Annotated in this window: 15 protein-coding genes; 5 read left to right on the forward strand and 10 right to left on the reverse strand. The window is 50.4% G+C overall.

Going from position 1 to position 20,207, the window contains the following annotated elements; genetic code table 11:
* Positions 1–587 precede the first annotated feature (587 nt).
* The 3 genes from EBB54_RS22290 to EBB54_RS22305 all read left to right on the forward strand — a co-directional run bounded on the left by EBB54_RS22290 (position 588) and on the right by EBB54_RS22305 (position 5,229).
* Positions 588–1,913: an IS4 family transposase gene (locus EBB54_RS22290; protein ID WP_125127865.1), complete on the forward strand. Its 1,326-nt coding sequence runs from the start codon at positions 588–590 to the stop codon at positions 1,911–1,913.
* A 534-nt stretch (positions 1,914–2,447) separates the two neighbouring features.
* Positions 2,448–3,374 (forward strand): Rpn family recombination-promoting nuclease/putative transposase, encoded by a 927-nt coding sequence (locus EBB54_RS22295; RefSeq protein ID WP_125129048.1) that lies wholly within the window; start codon positions 2,448–2,450, stop codon positions 3,372–3,374.
* 907 nt (positions 3,375–4,281) lie between these two features.
* Positions 4,282–5,229: an Rpn family recombination-promoting nuclease/putative transposase gene (locus EBB54_RS22305; RefSeq protein ID WP_125129049.1), complete on the forward strand. Its 948-nt coding sequence runs from the start codon at positions 4,282–4,284 to the stop codon at positions 5,227–5,229.
* A 150-nt stretch (positions 5,230–5,379) separates the two neighbouring features.
* Here EBB54_RS22305 and EBB54_RS22310 read toward each other — a convergent pair whose 3' ends face one another.
* Complete coding sequence (locus EBB54_RS22310) at positions 5,380–7,401, reverse strand: beta-galactosidase (protein WP_125129050.1); 2,022 nt, start codon at positions 7,399–7,401, stop codon at positions 5,380–5,382.
* 127 nt (positions 7,402–7,528) lie between these two features.
* Between EBB54_RS22310 and EBB54_RS22315 the strand changes: the two genes are divergently transcribed.
* Entirely contained in the window at positions 7,529–8,365 is an 837-nt protein-coding gene (locus EBB54_RS22315; protein WP_125129051.1) for an AraC family transcriptional regulator, read from the forward strand.
* A 30-nt stretch (positions 8,366–8,395) separates the two neighbouring features.
* Here EBB54_RS22315 and EBB54_RS22320 read toward each other — a convergent pair whose 3' ends face one another.
* From EBB54_RS22320 to EBB54_RS22350, 7 genes are all read right to left on the reverse strand, one after another.
* Positions 8,396–9,409 carry an ABC transporter permease subunit gene (locus tag EBB54_RS22320; RefSeq protein WP_004071418.1) on the reverse strand — a complete coding sequence of 338 codons (1,014 nt, stop codon included), beginning with the start codon at positions 9,407–9,409 and terminating at the stop codon, positions 8,396–8,398.
* Complete coding sequence (locus EBB54_RS22325; RefSeq protein WP_125129052.1) at positions 9,410–10,465, reverse strand: ABC transporter permease; 1,056 nt, start codon at positions 10,463–10,465, stop codon at positions 9,410–9,412.
* A 1-nt stretch (position 10,466) separates the two neighbouring features.
* A complete protein-coding gene (locus EBB54_RS22330) occupies positions 10,467–11,984 on the reverse strand; it encodes a sugar ABC transporter ATP-binding protein (RefSeq protein ID WP_125129053.1) in 1,518 nt (505 codons plus the stop codon).
* Between the two features lie 194 nt (positions 11,985–12,178).
* The gene (locus EBB54_RS22335) at positions 12,179–13,195 is read right to left on the reverse strand and encodes an ABC transporter substrate-binding protein (protein ID WP_408640807.1); all 1,017 of its coding nucleotides are present in this window, start codon (positions 13,193–13,195) and stop codon (positions 12,179–12,181) included.
* A gap of 228 nt (positions 13,196–13,423) precedes the next feature.
* Positions 13,424–14,938: a sensor histidine kinase gene (locus tag EBB54_RS22340; RefSeq protein WP_125129055.1), complete on the reverse strand. Its 1,515-nt coding sequence runs from the start codon at positions 14,936–14,938 to the stop codon at positions 13,424–13,426.
* 85 nt (positions 14,939–15,023) lie between these two features.
* Entirely contained in the window at positions 15,024–16,130 is a 1,107-nt protein-coding gene (locus EBB54_RS22345; RefSeq protein ID WP_125129056.1) for a response regulator transcription factor, read from the reverse strand.
* A gap of 75 nt (positions 16,131–16,205) precedes the next feature.
* Positions 16,206–16,913, reverse strand: coding sequence for an MgtC/SapB family protein (locus tag EBB54_RS22350; RefSeq protein ID WP_004071435.1), 708 nt, complete (start codon positions 16,911–16,913; stop codon positions 16,206–16,208).
* Positions 16,914–17,168: 255 nt separating this feature from the next.
* Here EBB54_RS22350 and EBB54_RS22355 point away from each other — a divergent pair, with 255 nt between their 5' ends.
* Positions 17,169–18,194, forward strand: a complete 1,026-nt coding sequence (locus EBB54_RS22355) for an aldo/keto reductase (protein WP_125129057.1) — start codon at positions 17,169–17,171, stop codon at positions 18,192–18,194.
* A 118-nt stretch (positions 18,195–18,312) separates the two neighbouring features.
* Here EBB54_RS22355 and EBB54_RS22360 read toward each other — a convergent pair whose 3' ends face one another.
* The gene (locus tag EBB54_RS22360) at positions 18,313–19,296 is read right to left on the reverse strand and encodes an ABC transporter ATP-binding protein (protein WP_016298263.1); all 984 of its coding nucleotides are present in this window, start codon (positions 19,294–19,296) and stop codon (positions 18,313–18,315) included.
* A gap of 96 nt (positions 19,297–19,392) precedes the next feature.
* On the reverse strand, positions 19,393–20,202 hold the full coding sequence (locus tag EBB54_RS22365; protein WP_004071438.1) for an ABC transporter permease: 810 nt from the start codon (positions 20,200–20,202) through the stop codon (positions 19,393–19,395).
* Positions 20,203–20,207 lie beyond the last annotated feature (5 nt).

Raw genomic sequence — 20,207 nt, forward strand, 5'->3', positions numbered from 1 at the left:
TTCATTGTCATTCATCGTATCATGAATATCCGTATTTATCAAGTTTCAGGGTGCGGCCTGTGCTTAAATCCAGGCATTATATGTTACAGTTCACGGCCCAACCGGCCGCGAACTGTAACGCATCCAGCCCATTGAAAAGTCGCCTGACGGCGAGGGGCTGGATGCCCGCCCCATCACTGAATTGGCCGGATGCCGTGCAGCAAGTGCACGACACCGTGTGAACCAATGTCATTTAGTTAATATATGGACGAAATCCGATGTTCCACTCACCGGTGTTCACCCGTCTTGTTGGCTTCAACCCGCGATATTACTGGGGTTATTCTATCTGAAAACCTTGCATCTGAAAATCCATTTTCATGGAAATTATTGTTTTTTTCAGCAGAAAACTCAGATGGATGGGGTAGAGCCTTTTTTAAGTGGGGGTCTAACCATTCTTTTTGATTTTTTTGCGGAATTTTATATTAGTACTTGACAAATCAAACAAAATGTGCGGCCGCGCTCGCTGCTGATCCTCTTTTTAGAGGTAGCGAGCGCGGCCCTTGGATTTAGAGCGATATATGATTCTAATCCAAGGAGGTACATTCGTTATGTTTCATGAAAAAATCAAGGCTCTTTTTTCTTCTGCTGTGGACAGCGTTGCGTCCACAATCTCAAAATACTCCGTCCACCCAGACAAGGATTTTACCCGCCAGAAAAAGCTTCCACCGGATAAGCTCATTACGTTTTTGGTTTCCCAGGGCTCTTCCTCCACTTCCGAGGAACTTTTGGAGTTTTTTGATCTGGATGCAGATGCCCCTTCCGTTTCCGCACTCAATCAGCAACGGGCAAAGTTAAAACCGGAAGCCATGGAAGCCGTTTTTCATCACTTCCATTCCTCACTCTCTTCCTTGGAAGGCGCAGACGGCTATGAATCCATTGCTGCGGATGGCTCTACCTTTTCCTTTTTCAGTAAGCCCACGTTTGCTTCCCCTGACTACTTTGTTTCCGAAGGGCATTCTGCCAAAGGATTTTACAGTTTGCATTTAAATGCCCTGTACAATCTGGACAAGCACATCTATACCGATGCACTGATCCAGCCGATTCACAATAAGGATGAATACCGGGCCTTTGCCACCCTGGTGGACCGCCATCAGACTTCCCCCTGGAAAAAGACTATTTTTATCGGTGACCGTGGTTACTGCTCCTATAATAATATGGCCCATGTGCTCAAAAAAGGGCAGTTTTTCCTCTTCCGCGCAAAGGATATCCATTCCAAAGGCCTTCTTTCCGGTTTTGATTTTCCTGACAAGGAATCCTTTGACATCCGGGTTCGGGTCACCCTGGTACGCAGCCAGTCAAAAAAGATTGCTGTAGAGGGATACCGCCGTTTTGTCGATAAGGCAACCTCCTTTGATTTTATTGAGTACGGGACACGGGATACCTACCAGCTTACGTTCCGCATTGTCAGGTTTCCCATATCAGAGTCCACTTATGAGTGCCTGGTTACCAATCTCCCGGAAGAGGAATTTCCGCCAAAGCGTCTAAAAGAGCTTTATTTTTCCAGGTGGGGCGTGGAATCCTCATTTCGGAAACTGAAATATACCATCGGATTGATCAATTTCCATTCTTATAAGCCGGACTTTGTCAAACAGGAAATATGGGCAAAACTCATCGTCTACAACTTGACAGAAAGTATCATCAACCATACTGCTGTGGTCCATCAAAAGAAGACAAAGCATGATTACAAAATACATTTTGGTACAGCAGCCCATATTTGCAGGGTGTTCCTACGTCCTTCTGTGAAAGAAGGCTCAATCAATGTAACCGCCCTGCTTCAGCGCAGGTTGATCCCGATCCGAAATGAACGGCAGTATCACAGGCTAAAGACAGCCCATTTCCGGAGGCCGCGATATCTTATATACCGGGCAGCCTGAAAGCATTTTTACCTTAAATATAGATATTTTTTAAGCAGATGCGGATCTGCTTAGTCGTCATGCCCAAAAATAATTTTCACCTCTTTCATTATGATCCGAACAGTCTCTCAGACACAAGCAAAAACATATGTTCTGGCTTGTGCTGTGAAAACAAGTCCACTTTATATCTAATAATTTATAGAACACCGGTCTGGCTTTGTTTAACTAAATGACATTGGCCGGTAAACTGTAACGATAGTGTAAAGTATCGTATGAAAAAATGATACGGGTATTGCCCGCATTTAAAATCTGCTTCGCAGATGGCGGGCAAGCAATCACTTGCTGTGCAAGTGGTTGCATTCAGAAGGCAATCAATTTGCTTCGCAAATTGGTTACAGGTTACGAAGGGAGGAGATGATATGATGGTTATATAATGGAATTTATGGTCATTTGGTTCACCTTTCACAGGTGTCCATGAAGCACGCAATTCGGAATTGAACTTGTATTCCGGCAGTCGATGAACTATAATATAATTGAAACCAACGAGGAAAATGAATGGGACAAAAAGATATCGTAGAAAAAAATTTAGAGGATTATAACGATGTGTTCTCTGACATCGTTAACGGATTCGTGTTTTGCGGAAAGAGGACGGTTAAGTCCAGAGACTTGAGATCTTTAAAGGTCAGATCTCAGTATAAGGCGGATAAAGGAAGTCTGCATGAGGAAGAACGAGACAATGCGAAATACTGGTCTGTCGGCAAGGTAAAGATTGCCATTTTGGGCCTGGAGAATCAAACGAATCCGGACAAAGATATGCCTTTCCGGATCATCGGATATGACGGCGCTGCTTATCGGTCGCAGCTTCTTGATGAGAACTCAAAAGGGCGCTGCCCGGTGCTGAGCATCGTCCTGTATTTTGGCGAATCCCGCTGGAGCGGCCCCAGATCCATAAAAGAAATGGTTGAGATTCCCGAAGGATTGGAAGAATATGTCAATGACTATAAGCTTCATATATTCGAGATCGCGTATTTGACAGAGGATCAGGTAAAGCTATTCAGGAGTGATTTTCGGATTGTGGCGGATTACTTCGTACAGAAGCGGAAAAACAAAACTTATATTCCCAGCAAAAAGACGATAAAGCATGTGGATGCCATGCTGAAATTTATGTCAGTCATGACCGGGGATGAAAGATTTTTAGAAGCACAGAAGGTAAAAACTACAGGAGGTGAGCCGAATATGTGTGAGATATTGGATCAGGTTGAGAACAGAGGGATTCAGAAGGGGATAAAGTTGATGCAGGGCGAGAATGATATACTGCGCGCGGAAAGAGATGCCGCGCTTGCCGAGAAAGCTGCCGCACTTAGTGAAAAAGACACCGCCCTTACTGAAAAGGACGCCGCCCTTACTGAGCTTGTTCAAAAGGATGCCGCCCTTGCCAGAGCAATGGAATTATTGAAGAAGCATCATATCGCATTTGCATGATAAATCCCAAATACTTGATTGCCGTTTTAACTCTGGAAGTGGAAGCCAAAAGAAAAGCTGCAATTGGGATGGATTCAATGGCATGCTAAAGGAGTACCCATTAGCAAGGCCAGGAATCTATGTAAACGCGTGTGCAAGATCGTTGTGAACAATTCGTCTTGCAAGGAGCCCGGTGCGGGAAAGCTGCACGCCGGGTTCTGGGAGGGGCATACCCCGTAAGGGGCATGTCTACTCGACCACACAGTAACAGGAAAATTCTTATTTTTTGAAAAAGAAATTGCTTTTTATTTCCGGATATGCTAAAGTAAATGCATCTCGCAATGATATTTCCTCTGTCAAGCAGACAGAGGAACGATCACTGCAGGTGCATTTTTCAAACATTCTATCAATCTACAATGAAAATGTCTTTTTATTTTCAGGGCTGTATCGCCTTTACTTCAATGTTTGAAACAGTTTTTTATTAAGAGTTCAGAATAACAACTGTTTTTACAGCGGATACTTCGTGTATTTATGTTCTGAGCCGCACTTACAGTTCACTGGCCAGCCGGTAAACTGTAACGGTAGTGTAAAGTATCGTATGAAAAAATGATACGGGTATTGCCCGCATTTAAAATCTGCTTCGCAGATGGCGGGCAAGCAATCACTTGCTGTGCAAGTGGTTGCATTCAGAAGGCAATCAATTTGCTTCGCAAATTGGTTACAGGTTACGAAGGGAGGAGATGATATGATGGTTATATAATGGAATTTATGGTCATTTGGTTCACCTTTCACAGGTGGTTACAGTTCGCGGCTGGTTGGGCCGTGAACTGTAACACCACAGGTGTCCATGAAGCACGCAATTCGGAATTGAACTTGTATTCCGGCAGTCGATGAACTATAATATAATAGAAACCAACGAGGAAAATGAATGGGACAAAAAGATATCGTAGAAAAAAATTTAGAGGATTATAACGATGTATTCTCTGACATCGTTAACGGATTCGTCTTTTGCGGAAAGCGGACGGTTAAGTCCAGAGACTTGAGATCTTTAAAGGTCAGATCTCAGTATAAGGCGGATAAAGGAAGTCTGCATGAGGAAGAACGAGACAATGCGAAATACTGGTCTGTCGGCAAGGTAAAGATTGCCATTTTGGGACTGGAGAATCAAACGAATCCGGACAAAGATATGCCTTTCCGGGTCATTGGATATGACGGCGCTGCCTATCGGTCGCAGCTTCTTGATGAGAACTCAAAAGGGCGCTGCCCGGTGCTGAGCATCGTCCTGTATTTTGGCGAATCCCGCTGGAGCGGACCCAGATCCATAAAAGAAATGGTTGAGATTCCCGAAGGATTGGAAGAATATGTCAATGACTATAAGCTTCATATATTCGAGATCGCGTATTTGACAGAGGAGCAGGTAAAGCTATTCAGGAGTGATTTTCGGATTGTGGCGGATTACTTCGTACAGAAGCGGAAAAACAAAACTTATATTCCCAGCAAAAAGACGATAAAGCATGTGGATGCCATGCTGAAATTTATGTCAGTCATGACCGGGGATGAAAGATTTTTAGAAGCACAGAAGGTAAAAACTACAGGAGGTGAGCCGAATATGTGTGAGATATTGGATCAGGTTGAGAACAGAGGGATTCAGAAGGGGATAAAGCTGATGCAGGGCGAGAATGATGTGCTGCGCGCGGAAAGAGATGCCGCGCTTGCTGAGATAGCTGAAGCACTTACTGAAAAAGCTGCCGCACTTACTGAAAAGGATGCTGCACTTACCGAAAAAGACGCCGCACTTACTGAGCTTGTTCAAAAGGAAGCCGACCTTGCCAGGGCAATGGAATTATTGAAGAAGCATCATATCGCATTTGCATGATAAATCCCAGATACTTTATTCCCGCGAAGCAACGAGCCAAGTAGCCATGCTTGCATGGATCTTTGGCAAATGCCGTTTTAACTCTGGAACTGGAAGTCAAAAGCTTCCAGTTCCATTTTTTTCCAGTCACTGCATTGACCGACAGCCTTATTACAACACAGCAATCCTCACATCATACTTCCCCAGCATTTCCCCTTCCTCCATCGTCTGTCCCGACAGCAGATCCTTCTTCCCGGCAAATACCGTCGGCAGCGGAAGCTCCTGATCCTTGAAGTTCATCACAAAATAGACCGCCCCCGCATCCGAAATTCGTCTCGTCACTTCCAGTTCTGTTTCTTCCCCGATCACGGAAGCAACACCCGCCCCATCGCAGGCCAGATCCAGCACTTTCGCAAGCCCGTCCTCAGACAGCACGCTTCCTACATAGTACGTGTATCCCTTTCCAAACGCATTTTTCGTAACAGCCGGAGTACCCGCATAAAAATTACTCCCGTACCGGGCGATCTCCTCGGCGCCTTCCAGATGAAGGATATCGCACAGCAGTCCGCAGCAGGCCTTTGTCCCGTCGGTAAACAGGATTTCATTGGACTGTTCCGGCGCCAGCGCGTCGATCTCCTCCGCCCAGATACCCGCCAGAGCGCGCAGTGGCCCCGGGTAGCCGCCCAGATGTACGTTGTCGGACTCATTTACAATGCCGCTCATAAATCCGGTGACCAGGGTGCCGCCTTCCGCCACATAGCGTTCCAGGGCCTTAGCCATGCCCTCCTTCACCATGTACAGCACCGGCGCCGCCACCAGGTCGTATCTGGAAAAATCCGCATCCACAGGGATCAGATCGACGGACATATTTTTGCTGTAAAAATATTCATAATATCTGGTGATCTGATCCACGTATTTCAGGTCTTTGTTGGGGCCGCTTGTATATTCCAGCGCCCAGTAATTGTCCCAGTCGAACATGATTCCCACCTTCGATTCCGTTTTCGATCCGATGATGGAGTCTCCGATCCGATTCAGTTCTTCCCCGAGCTGCGCCACCTCCCGGAATACCCGGGTCTGGTCGGAGCCTGCATGCCCGATCACCGCTCCGTGGAACTTCTCACATCCGCCCACCGATCTGCGGAGCTGGAAAAACTGGATCGTATCTGCGCCGTGGGCAACGGTCTGCCAGCTCTGGGCCCGCATCTGCCCCGGTTTTTTCAGGGAATTGTAGGGCTGCCAGTTCTGCTGGCTGGGGGTCTGCTCCATCAGCATGAAGGGCGCGTTTTTCAATCCGCGCATCAGGTCATGCCACATGGCGACCGTGCTCCATGGGGTATCATAGCTGGGATAATTGTCCCAGGAAACAATGTCCATCTCCTTCGCCCATTTAAAATAATCCAGTCCTTTATACGTACCCATCAGATTCGTGGTGACCAGCGTATCCCTGTCATACTGCTGGATGGTATCCCGCTCCAGCCGGAAATTATCCAGAATGCTGTCCGAGTTGAACCGCCGGTAGTCAATAGATATCCCCGCAAACGCGGTTTTTTCATTTCCCGGCTCTTCCTCTCCTTCAATCCCCTCACTGAGGGCATTTGGCAGCACGACCTCGTCCCAGTCGTAAATATTGTGGCCCCAGAAGGTCAGATTCCACGCCTTGTTCAGCGCTTCGATGGTTCCGTACTTTTTCCGCAGCCAGACCCGAAATGCTTTCTCACAGTTCTCACAATAGCATTCCCCGCCGTATTCATTGTTGATATGCCAGCACACTACATGTTCATGACTGCCGTAACGCTCTGCCAGGCGGGCCGTCAGCTCCTTCACAAAATGCCGGTACACCGGGCTGTTGGGACAGGCGTTGTGCCGCTGGCCGAACTTGTGGCGGCGGCCTTCATAATCCACCCGCGCCACCTCCGGATAACGCTTCACCATCCAGGCCGGAAGGGCCGCCGTGGAGGTTGCCAGCACAATCTGTTTTCCCGCCTTAGCCAGAGTATCCACGATCTCATCCAGCTCCCGGAAGTCGTAAACCTCCTCCGCCGGCTGGATTCTGGCCCAGGAAAATACATTGATCGTCGCGCTGTTGATCCCCGCCTTGTCAAACAGTTCCATGTCCTGCTGCCAGACGTCCTTCGGCCACTGCTCCGGATTATAATCGCCGCCGTACAGCATTTTATTAAATTTTGCTTTCATCGTTCTATACCTCCGCTCTTAGATTTTTGCTTTTCGGTATTTTCATTATAATCTTTCTTTCAGTGAGAAAGTATGGTAAGGTAAGCTAAAAAGTATAAATTTTCGAAACAGATAACGGAGGGATCACATGCCTATTTATTTCAAGCTTTCCATACAGGAGCTGCCCCTGACCATTGACAGCATCGGCAACCGCTGGACCCAGGACTCCATTACCCGTCCAAGGGGCTTTCCCCTGTACCACTGGCTCCAGACAGAAAAGGGCGAGGGGACGGTCACGCTGGCCGGGGAAGCGTTCGTCCTAAAGCCCGGAGAAGGACTCCTGATCGCCCCCCATACGCCCCACCGCTACCGCAACAACACAGAGATCTGGACCACCTCTTTCCTGACCTTCGGCGGAACACTGGCAAATGATATCCGCAAAATCTGCGGGGATTCCGCCTGCCTTTTCATCGACGCCGAGGAAGGCCGGTATTTTCAGGACTGGATTGACCGGACGCTTGAAGCTTACCTGGAAAACCGCCTGGACGACTTAAGCCTGTCCGTCCAGTGCTATGAATTTTTGATGCATTTTTCCAATCTTTATATGAACCATTCCCAGACGGAACACCCGCTGTACCTGCAGTATGTGTCGCCGGTAATAGAAAGAATTGAAACAGATCCTGCCGCTGTGCCCGATGTGGAGGGCCTGGCCCGTGAGGTCCATGTCAGCCCCCAGTACCTCACCCGGCTGTTCCGCCGCTTTACCGGATACTCCGTACAGAACTATATCACCCGTTTTCGAATCAACCGGGCAAAGGAGCTGCTGGTCGGGAAACCCTATCTGAAGGTCCAGAGCATCAGCCATATGAGCGGATTTCATGATGTCAGCTACTTTATTTCCGTGTTCCGCCGGCAGACCGGCACAACGCCGAAGCAGTTCCGGAAGAATTATGGGGTAAATGAAAGCAGGGCACACCTGGAGTAAGTGTGCCCTGCGACTAAACCCGCCACATCCCTATTTCTTCTTTTTCAGCATCGCCAGCACCGACTGCAGCACAATAAAGAAGCAAAGCAGCGCCGCAATGGTAATCCTGGTCCACCAGGAGGACAGCGTCCCCTGGAATGTAATAAACGCTTCAATCGTAGCCTTGATCAGCACGCCGAACAGGGTCCCGATCACATTGCCCACGCCTCCTGTCAGCAGCGTGCCGCCGATCACCGCGGAGGCGATCGCGTCCATCTCAAAGCCCTTGGCCTGCTCCACAAAGCCGCCCAGGGTATTCAGGCAGAACAGGATGCTTCCCACGCCGCACAGAAACCCGTCCAGCATGTACGCCTTCAGCTTCACGCGCCGCACGTTCAGTCCCATCATCAGCGCCGACTGCTCATTTCCGCCGACCGCATAGATGCTGCGCCCGAACTTCGTATATTTCAGCATGATAAATGCCCCGGCCAGCAGGAGCAGCGCGATCACCACGGTAGGATATACATAAGGGTAGATCATCTCGCCCTTTCGGTTTACATGGCCGCCGAACGGGAAGTAAATCTTCATCTTCGCCCATCCCATAAACATCTCATTGCTGATACTGATCATATCCTTGGAGATGATCGCCGTCATCCCCCTTGCAAAAAACATGCCTGCCAGAGTCACAATAAACGGCTGGATATCCATATACGCCACAAGAAACCCCTGCACCAGTCCAAATACCACTCCTGTCAAAAGCACGATCAGAACCGACGGAACCGCGCCCATGCCGGCCCTCTCCATCATCCAGGCCAGCATCATGCAGCCCATGGCCACGAAAGAACCCACGCTGATATCAATGCCCCCTGTGATCATAACCACCGTCATACCGATTCCAATCACGATCAGCCCGGCATTGGAAACAAACAGATTCAGGAAGTTCTGGGTTTTCGCAAAGCCCTGATCCTTAAAAATGACGCACCCCACCGCGTACATTACGAAAAACAGTACAATCGTAATCAAGAGAAGAAAACTGGTCTGGTTCAAAGTAAATTTCTTTTTCATTTATGCCGCCTCCTTTCCTTCCGCCCTGTCCACCTTCTTTTGGGCAAGCGCCTTCCGCCACCTTGCAAATCCCGGGGACTGGAGGGTTACAATGATCACGACCACAATCGCCTTGTACACCGGAATCTGGTCGGAAGAAACATGCATGGCATACAGGGTCGTGGTAAGCGCCTGGATGGTATACGCGCCGATAACGGAGCCTGCAATGGAAAACCGTCCCCCGCCCAGCGAGTTTCCGCCGATGGCCACTGCCAGGATCGCATCCAGTTCCATGTTCAGGCCGATGTTATTTGCATCGGCGGAGTAAATCCGGCTGGAAGCGATCAGCCCGGAAAGCCCGGAGCAGAAACCGCAGTAAGCATAGGCCAGGAAAATAATCAGCACCGCCTTGATCCCGGTCAGGCCGGACGCCTTTTTATTGATCCCCACAGCCTGGATGTACATGCCCAGCGCCGTCCGGTTCAGCAGCAGCACGGTAGCCGCCACCACCACAATGGATACGATAAAGGGCGCCGGAACCGGAAAGCCCGGAAACGACGAACCCAGCGTCTTATAGCTCTCCACCCGCACATAGGTGATCTGCCCGTCCGTGATCAGCTGGGCGATCCCCCTTCCTGCCGTAAACATAATCAGGGTGGCAACCATCGGCTGGATATTCAGCTTTGCCACAAGCACCCCGTTAAAGCATCCGATCAGCGTCCCCACCAGGATGGCCGCCAAAAATCCCAGGATCAGCGGGTTTGCATATTCCGTGGCCGCACGTTCGCCGCCGGTCAGCACGTTGCAGCATACCGCCGCGCTGACCGCCATGATGGCGCCCACGGAAATGTCGGTTCCTGCGGAAGCAGATACCACCAGCGTCATGCCCACCGCCAGGATCACCAGCTCGGAAGCCCGGTTGATAATGTCGATCAAAAATCCGTACAGCACCCCGTCCCGGATCTCAATGGAGAAAAAATCGGGCCTCGTGACAAGATTGATCAAAAGCACCAGTATGAGACAGAAAATCGGAAGGAATAATCGTTTTGATGTTATATTTTTCAATGTATTGTTCATATCACTGTCCTCCTGCTATGGTTGACATAATGGCCGACTGGTTCATCTCTTCCCCGCTCAGCTCGCCTACCTTGCTTCCGTCCCGCATGACCACCATGCGCTCGCAGGTACGCAGCATCTCCTCGATCTCCGAAGAAATGAACACCACCGCCATCCCTTCCTTTGCCAGCCGGATCACCAGCTTCTGGATCTCCGTCTTTGTCCCCACATCAATTCCGCGGGTAGGCTCGTCAAGGATCAGGAAATCCGGATTGGTCAAAAGCCATCTTCCGATGATCACCTTCTGCTGGTTTCCGCCGGACAGAGACTTGATGGGCGTCTCCCTGTTCGCCGTCTTGATCTGAAGCATGTCGATGTATTTGTCCGTAAATTCCTCCTGCTGCTTCCTGGAAAGCAGATGGAACAGCCCCCGCTTCGCCTGGAGCGCAATGATCAGGTTTTCACGCACGGAGAGATCCGCAATGATCCCCTCATTCTTCCTGTCCTCCGGAAGATAGGCCATGCCCTCGTACATGGAATGTATAGGGTGCTTTGCCGCAAGCTTCTTTCCCTTCACAAACAGCTCGCCCTCATCCGTCCTCTCCGCCCCGTAAAGCACGCGGACTGTCTCGGAACGGCCGGAGCCTAAAAGCCCTGTAAAACCGACCACCTCGCCCTTATGTATCACCAGATCAAAAGGCTTGATATAGCCCTTTCTGCCAAGACCCACCGCCTTGATGACAATGTCCTCATCCCGGTATGAGCCGGTTCCGCCGTCGGTCTGTTTGATGGCCGCCAGGTCGTCAAAGTCCTTCCCCATCATCTTGGCCACAAGCTGCACCCTGGGGAGCTCCGCCGTCGTATAGCTGCCGATGAGCCGGCCGTTTCTCAGAACCGTGATCTTATCGCAGACCTCATAGACCTGCTCCAGAAAATGCGTCACGAATATAATGCCCACCCCTTCGGACTTGAGCCTGCGCATCAGCCGGAACAGCTTCTCTACCTCGCTGTCGTCCAGAGAGGATGTGGGCTCGTCGAGAATCAGAACCTTTGCCGACATATCCACGGCCCTGGCAATGGCGATCATCTGCTGAACCGCAATGGAATACTGGTCAATGGTTTTCGTTACGTCCGCAAAAATGTCCAGATCCGCGAGCAGCTCCCCGGCCCTTTTGTTCATAGCCTTCCAGTCGATCATTCCGAACCGCCTGGGTTCCCGCCCGATGAACAGGTTTTCCGCCACTGTCAGGTTGGGACACAGGTTGATCTCCTGGTACACGGTGCTGATCCCGTGCTTCTGTGCCTCCTGCGGGCTGCGGTTGATGATGGGGTGGGTCGAATCCTCCATCATGATCTCCCCTGTCTCAAATTCCTCTACCCCGGTCAGGACCTTGATCAGCGTAGATTTGCCTGCCCCGTTCTCCCCCATCAGGGCATGGATTTCCCCCTTGGCCAGGGTAAAATCAACATCCTGCAGAGCTTTTACACCCGGGAACGTCTTATAGATATGCCTCATTTCGAGAACAGAATCCTTTTCCATAAAAGCAGTGCCTCCTTTTTCTGCATACATAAAAACCTGCCGCTGGCAGCGTTTCCGCATACGATGGTATAAAAAGGAGACGCAGAGAGGAGAATCTAAGCCTCCGGCTCTGCGCCCCCTGACAATAAATACTACGGGTTATCGGATTTCAGAGTTTGATATGCGCTGCTGTTCCCCCCTCAAAGGGGATCTGACTAATACGCCCTCTCTGCCAAAATGGTTTCCAGATCCATGCTTGTATCAAAATATGCCTCGTCTACATACTGGATCTTATCTACAGTCTCGCCTGCTTCCAGCTTCTGGATGATCTCAGCCACACGCGGTCCGTGGAGCGGGTTGCACTCGAAGGTTGCGTTCAGGTCGCCTGCGATCATTGATTCAAAAGCAGCCTTTACAGAGTCAAAGCTCACTACGATGATATCGCCGTCCGGTCCGCAGCTCTTTCCTGCCGCCTTGATTGCGTCGATCGCGCCGAATGCTTCGTTATCATTCTCACAGATCACTACGTCAATGTCGTCATAGCTCTTTAAGAAGGACTCCATAACTTCCTGGCCCTTTGCTTGTGTAAATTCTCCGGACTGCATATCCAGCATCTTCCAGTTGGAATGCTCCTCCAGCTTGTTTGCCATGCCTTCCGTACGTCCAACCTGCGCGGATGCGCCGATGGTCCCCTGAATGGTCACCATATTGATCTCTTCATCGCCCCGGCCCTGCTCTTCCAGATAGTCTGCAAGCCAGTCGCCGCAGGTCTCCCCTTCTTTTACGAAGTTGCCGCCGACCCATGCCTCAAACAGGCTGTCGTCAGATACGTCCATCATACGGTCGGAAAGGATCACCGGGATGCCTGCTTCCTTTGCTTCCTCAAGAACAGTCTCCCAACCGGTCTCAACTACAGGTGCAACTACGATGTAATCCACCTCCTGCTGGATGAAGGAACGGATTGCTTTGATCTGGTTCTCCTGCTTCTGCTGCGCATCGTCAAAAATCAGTTTGTATCCGTTTTCCTCGATAAATGTGGATTTGAAGGATTCTGTATTCGCCGTTCTCCAGTCAGACTCAGCGCCTACCTGTGCATAGCCAACCGTGATGAGCTCGCCGGAATCCGCATCTCCTTCTGATCCCGTATCCTCCGCTTCATCAGAGGCCGGCGCCGTATCCCCTTCGGACGACCCCGAACCTGAACCCGAATTGCCGGAACCGCATGCCGTCATGGACAGCGCCATCGCCGCAATTAAAAATACGGATAATACTTTTTTCTTCATAATACATTTCCTCCTTGGCTTTTTTATACTCTTATTATAAGAGCTGCCCCCTGCATTTACCATGAGATATTTTTTGAAAAAAGTTGAATATTTTTTTATGAAAAAACCGGTTTCGGGCTGTTTTCCCTCCACCGGCAGTAAAAAATGCATTTTTTTCATAAATTTTTATAATTTTTTTTAATCCCTGTCCGCAGGCTGTCCCAGACAGATCCTGACGCAGGTGCCCTCGTCCTTCTTCGATGTGATCTGAATATCCGACTGGTCCCCATAATACATGCGTATCCTCTGGGCTACGTTATTGAGGCCGAATCCCCCTTTGGAGTGCAGGCTGCTTTTCTCCCCCCGGAGCTTCTTCTCAATCTCCCCGAGACGGGCAGCGTCCATGCCGATCCCGTTATCCTCCACCTCAAATACAATACGGTCCCCCTCCCTGCGGCCGCGGATGACGATCTTTCCGCCGCCCCGCTTATTCTTGATCCCGTGGTACAGCGCATTTTCCACAATAGGCTGGAGAGTCATTTTGAGGATCACCTGCTCTTCAATATCCGGCTCAATACAGATCGCATAATCCAGGATATTTTCATAGCGGATCTTCTGGATCTTCAGGTAGCTCTGAATGTGGCTTTCCTCCTCCTTCACGGTAATATAGTCATTTCCGCCGGAAAGCACGGTACGGAAAAAATCGCTCAGGTCGGCGGTCATCTCCACCACCTGCCTGTTGTTTCCGCCCTCCGCAAGCCACACGATGGAATCCAGGGTATTGTATAGAAAATGCGGGTTGATCTGCTCCTGATGGAGCCTTAACTCTGCCTCCCGCAGGTTCTTCTGCTCCCGCTTTGTCCTCTCCATAAGCTCCGAAATCTTGTCGCTCATGGTGTTGAAGGTTCTGGCAAGCACATTGACCTCCTCCAGGGCATACATCCTGGCCCGCACCTCCAGATCCCCCATACCGAACCTTTCCGCGGTCTGCCGCAAGGAATTGATGGGGATGGTGACGGATTTTGTGACCATCGTTGACAGACCGAAGCCTGCTGCCAGCACTGCCACCAGCAGGGCAATGAAGATCCTGACGGTTTGCTCCATCTGCTCCTCCAAATGCTTCTGGAGTTTTTCCATATTGATCAGTTCATAGTAGGTGTACTGGGTGATGTAGTCCTGGATCATGGAGCATAGCCCCTTGATATCGTTTTCCCAGATGACCTCGTTTTCCCCGTAAGTTCCCGGTACGGCGGAATTGTCAATCATGCGCCCTACAGCCGTTTCCAAACCGTCCAGGCAGGACAGGATTCCCTTGATCTTGATATCGCTGTCCGACCCCGGCACCCGTTCGATGGCGGTTCCGAAAGAATACCTGGCCGATTGGATCATATTGGCCGGATTCTTTACCACCGTGGCATATTTTGTTGAGCCTTCCAGAATATCCCCGTCCTCAAATTTGGAAGCGTCGATCAGCCCGATCATCACCCGGTACATGGAATACTCCATGTCCTCCTTAAACGTGATATTAAATTCATTCGCCACCTTCAGATTGGCTATGATCCCGTTGTAAGCCACCGAATAATCCCGAATCATGTTCAGAATCCCCAGCATCATGGCTGTCAGCGGAATCGCCGTAACAAACAAAAGAAGCGCCAGGCGCATTTTCAATGTCAGGCGGCGTTTCCTCTTTTCTTCCCTCTGCTTCCTTTTCAATGCTTTATCCTCTTTTTCTTTATTCCCGCGAAGCAACGAGCCAAGCAGCCATGCTTACATGGATATTTGGCGACTGCCGCGAGGGTCAGTTTTTTCCGCCCCGAAATTCCTTCGGCGACTGTCCCGTCGCTTTTTTAAAGGCCGTACTGAAATAATGGGGGTCGCTGTAGCCCACCTGTTCGCCGATCTCCGCGGTCCGCAGGTTGGTACATTTCAAAAGCTCGCACGCCTTGTCGATCCGGATTTTGGTCAGGTATTCCATCAGGGTCTGCCCGGTTCCCTGCTTGAAGATGGAGCTGAAATAGCTGGAGCTTACGCCGATATATTCCGCGACCCGGTTCAGTGAAAATTCGCTGTTGCTGAAATTCTCCGCAATATAGTCCTTGGCCTCCCGGATGATCTGGCCGTACCGATCCCCGGAGTTTTTGTCCCTGATGGACAATGCGGAAGTAAAAAGCCCCTTCAGATAGTCCATGGTGCCCCGCGCATTTTCAATCGCCTTGGCCAGCCGCTTCAAGTCCGTCCACTCCGAAGCGTTCTCCGCCTCCTCCGAATTGATGGATTTGACAAACTCCCGTACACAGTAAAATATATCCATGGTGATATACTGACGCAGCATCAGGGACATATAGTTTTCTTTTCCGACTGCCTCAAAATATTCCTCAATGAAAAGCCCGCACTCGTCGATCTCCCCGGTTTTTAAAAAGTTTTCTATGAGCTTTCGGTCCACCCCGTTGTAATCCGCCCTGTCCGGAAATTTCATATATTTTTCGTAGTTCACAAAATACCGCTCCAAAAGCCGGGAGTGCTCCCGTTCCTCCCGAATCGTCTCCGCGGCTTTTTTTAATGCGTCGATCAGGACGGAAGAAGTCACCGGCTTGAGAAGATAATCACTGATCCCGATCTTGATCGCTTCCTTGGCATATTCAAATTCATCATATCCGCTGAGTATGATGATCTTCGTCCTGGGGAGCGCTTTTCTTACCAGATGGCTCAGCTCCAGCCCGTCCATGAACGGCATTTTGACATCTGTGAGCAAAATGTCCGGCTTGCTCTTGAGGATCATGGGATAGGCATACTCCCCGTCCTCGGCTTCCCCCACCAGCTCCAGCCCATGGGATTCCCAGTCGATATTGTTGCGGATTCCCTGCCGGATGATCGTTTCATCCTCTACCAAAAATACTTTTATCATCGCTTCTCCCTCATTTCATTCCGGTGTAACCATCACCATTGTTACAGGCCAAACCTGACCAATTGCGCCTGTAACTCATAATTCCTCAATAAACTGAATCCCTTTCTCATGCGCCAGCACTTCCAGAATCTCCGCATGGGTACGGTGTATCTGGCTGGAAACCGTTACGGTATAGCTGAGTATCCCCGGCCTTCCATTCCGTTCAGACCAGGAAAACCCTTTATTGACCCGGATATTGCTCACCTCAAATTCGTGCTCCCTGGCGTACTGCAGAAATCCGCTGAAATTTCCTTTTTCTACATTATATTCAATATACAGATCCAGGTACATGGACTTTTTCCGAATCCAGATGTCAAACTTCAGAAGCCCGGATACGGTAAATGCAATCGCAAGCCCGCCCAGAACCGCACCCTCATAGAATCCGATCCCGATGGCCAGCCCGCTGCAGGCCGCAGTCCACAAGCCCGCCGCGGTGGTAATCCCCATGATCTTATTTCTTCCGGTCAGCACAATCGTTCCCGCACCCAGAAAACCGATGCCGCTGATCACCTGGGCCCCCAGCCGGACCGGGTCTCCGGTATCAAATGTTATATATACGTATTGGTTGGTCATCATGACCAGCGCGGAACCCAGGCACACCAGGATATAGGTACGCAGCCCGGCGGGGCGGTTCTTTCTTCCCCGCTCTATCCCCAAAATCCCCCCGATCAAAATGGACAGAACGATCCGAAGTGATATTGACGCAACATTCAAATCCCGCAGATATTCCAAAATCGCTTCCAAAATATTTCCAACCTCCCATTCTGATCCTGCTTTTATTCTCTGAACTAATCATAGCATGAAATACCGGCACAGAAAAGTAAAATTCATATGAAAGCATGTGTTACTGTTCACACGGCGTCGTGCACCCTGCTGCACGGTGGCTGCGCTCGGTGCGGCGTACATTTTTTCTTCTTTACACAAATATGCATGCGCGCTATAATAATTGCTATAGTATGCCCTTTGGATCTAAAACACTGTAATGGAGAAAAAACGACTATGAGAAAAATAACCCTCGGAAAAACGAATATCACAGTAAACAAAAACGGCTTCGGAGCGCTCCCGATCCAGCGCATTTCTGATAAGGACGCCGTATATCTGCTTCACAAAGCCTTTGACAATGGAATTGATTTTTATGACACTGCCCGGTACTATACGGACAGCGAAGAAAAATTAGGGATGGCATTTCAAGACCGTCGGGACAAGATCTTCCTCGCTTCCAAGACCGGAGCGGAAAATACGGAGGATTTCTGGAAGGATCTGGAAACCACCCTTCGGAATCTGAAAACCGACTATCTGGACATTTACCAGTTCCACAACACGCCCTTCTGCCCGAAGCCGGGAGACGGCAGCGGGCTCTATGAAGCCATGGAAAAAGCAAAGGAGCAGGGAAAGATCCGGCATATTGCCATCACAAACCATCGGCTGGCTGTTGCCCGGGAAGCCGTCGAGAGCGGACTCTATGATACGCTGCAGTTCCCGTTCAGCTACCTGTCCTCAGACCAGGAGCTGGACCTGGTAAAAAAATGCAAAGCAGCCGATATGGGCTTCATCGCCATGAAAGCCCTGGCCGGCGGGCTGATCAACCATTCCGCGGCCGCTTATGCATACATGCTGCAGTTTGACAATGTACTCCCGATCTGGGGCATCCAGAGGGAAACGGAGCTGGATGAATTTCTCTCCTATCAGGAAAACGAACCCGTCTTAGACGGGGAATTGTCGGCGGTGATCCGCCGCGACCAGGACGAGCTGCAGGGAGAATTTTGCCGCGGCTGCGGATACTGCATGCCCTGTCCGGCAGGCATTGAGATCAACACCTGCGCAAGAATGTCCCTCCTGATCCGCCGGGCCCCCTCCGAAGAACAGCTCACCGAAAAAGCCCAGGCCATGATGAAAAAAACCGAGGACTGCCTGCATTGCAACGCCTGCAGTAAAAAATGTCCCTACGGGCTGGACACCCCGGCTCTGCTGGAACGGAATTATCAGGATTATAAGGAAATACTGGCGGGGAAGGAATACGAATAGTATTCCTTCCCTTACGTTATCAGCCGCTCCAAAGAATGCATGACCAGACCACAGACCCGTCTGCTGCCCTGCTGAATCGTTTTATATTAAGTGCCGAAATATTTGGCCGTAAGTATTTTTATTGAGGGACGTTTCCGGAATATGCCGTCCTTATGATATCATCAATCCTGGCCTCCTTAAGCCCTACCTCCTTGATCGGCGCGGTATGGGAAATATCCTCGATCAGGCGGGCCGCAGTGATCTCGTCCTTTTTGAATTTGTACACAGCCCTGGCTTCCTCCACGGACACCAGCTCCGCTTTCGGGTGCCGGATAACGGCGGGATGATAAAAGTCAATCACAAGCTGCCGATAGGGCGCGATCCGGTCCACCAGACTGTCCAGTGAGCCGTCCTCAATGATCTTTCCCTCATTGATGATGATCAGCCGTCTGCACAGCTCCTGGACATCCCCCAGATCATGGGTGGTCAGGATGATGGTCGTCCCGCTGCGCTGGTTGATCTCCCTGATGAACTTTCGGACAGAATATTTTGCCTCTACGTCCAGGCCGATGGTCGGTTCGTCCAGGAATAAGATCTGCGGGGAGTGGAGCATTGCCGCCGCCAGATCCCCTCTCATCCGCTGTCCCAGGGAAAGCTGGCGCACCGGAGTGTCGATAAATTCACTGAATCGAAAGATCTCATCCAGCATCCTCAGGTTCCTGTCATAAAGCCCATCCTCAATCTGGTAGATCCTTTTGAGCAGGTCGAAGGTCTCGCCCAGACGCAGGTTCCAGTTCAGCTGGCTGCGCTGCCCGAATACAACGCCCAGGTTCCTAACCACCCGCCTGCGGTCCTTCTGTGGAGAAATGCCGTCAATCAGAATCTCTCCCGCAGTGGGCTGCAGAATACCGGAGAGCATCTTCACCGTGGTACTTTTTCCCGCGCCGTTGGGGCCGATGTAAGCCACAATATCCCCTTTTTCCACCTCAAAGGAAATATCATCCACAGCCCTTACATACTGTACGTCCTGCACAAACAGATTTTTCACCGCTCCGTACAGTCCCCTCTCTTTTTTGATCTTCTTGTATTCCTTTACCAAATGGCTGACTTCTATAATATTCATGAAAATTTCTCCTCCATGTCTTAGGAAACACTCTCGGAAACTCTCAGGAGCCGCGCAATGCGGCAAGTTATTTCCATACAGTTCCTTAGCAGTTCCTCAGCTCCCGGCGCTCTCATATCTGCGCATTCCGATCCGAAACAGTCCGCAGCTCAGGGCGAACATGACCGCGCCCACCCCCAGGCCGATGACTGCCATAGGAACCGGAATGACGCTCCCCTCCATTTCCAGAATGTCTTTAACCGGATAGAAAGTGATCCACGCCAGGGGCAGAAGGAATGTGAACAGCGCCTGCGTCCATTTCGGATATATAGTAAGCGGATACATGGACACCCGTTCAAAAAGCGCTCCCACCATATCCGTAAAATTTGCCGTACTCTTCGTCCAGAACGAGAGGGAGCCGCAGAAGATCCACACCGCGCCCCGGATCAAGGTCCCGCCGGCCAGAGTAAACAAGATCAGAGCAATGTTCGCGGCGTTTACTTCCAGATGCACCTTTGCGCACCCATAGAAAAATACCATCAGCCCGGGGATCATGTCGGTGATGCCGATCAGATTGAAATCCTCGAACAGAAACTGAAACAGCACTCCCATGGGCCGCAGTAAAAACATGTCATACTCTCCCTCTACCACGCAGTAGGGCATGTACCATGTCTGGATAAAAAACACCACTGCCAGCCCATGGCTCAGCACGGACATGCCATACAGGAATGCCAGGCTTTCATATCCCCAGCCGCCCAGGCTGCCGAAGGAATCCACCACGAACTTGATGGTGGCGAATCCCACCACCCACTGCACGCAGTTGGCCAGCACATGGCCGATCAGCATAAACGGGTATTCCAGCCGGGACTGGATGGATTGCCTTGTCAATGCGGCCGCCACAGAAGCGTAATATTTTATTTTTTTCATCCTCA

Source organism: Schaedlerella arabinosiphila (genome assembly GCF_003885045.1).
Lineage (GTDB): Bacteria > Bacillota > Clostridia > Lachnospirales > Lachnospiraceae > Schaedlerella > Schaedlerella arabinosiphila.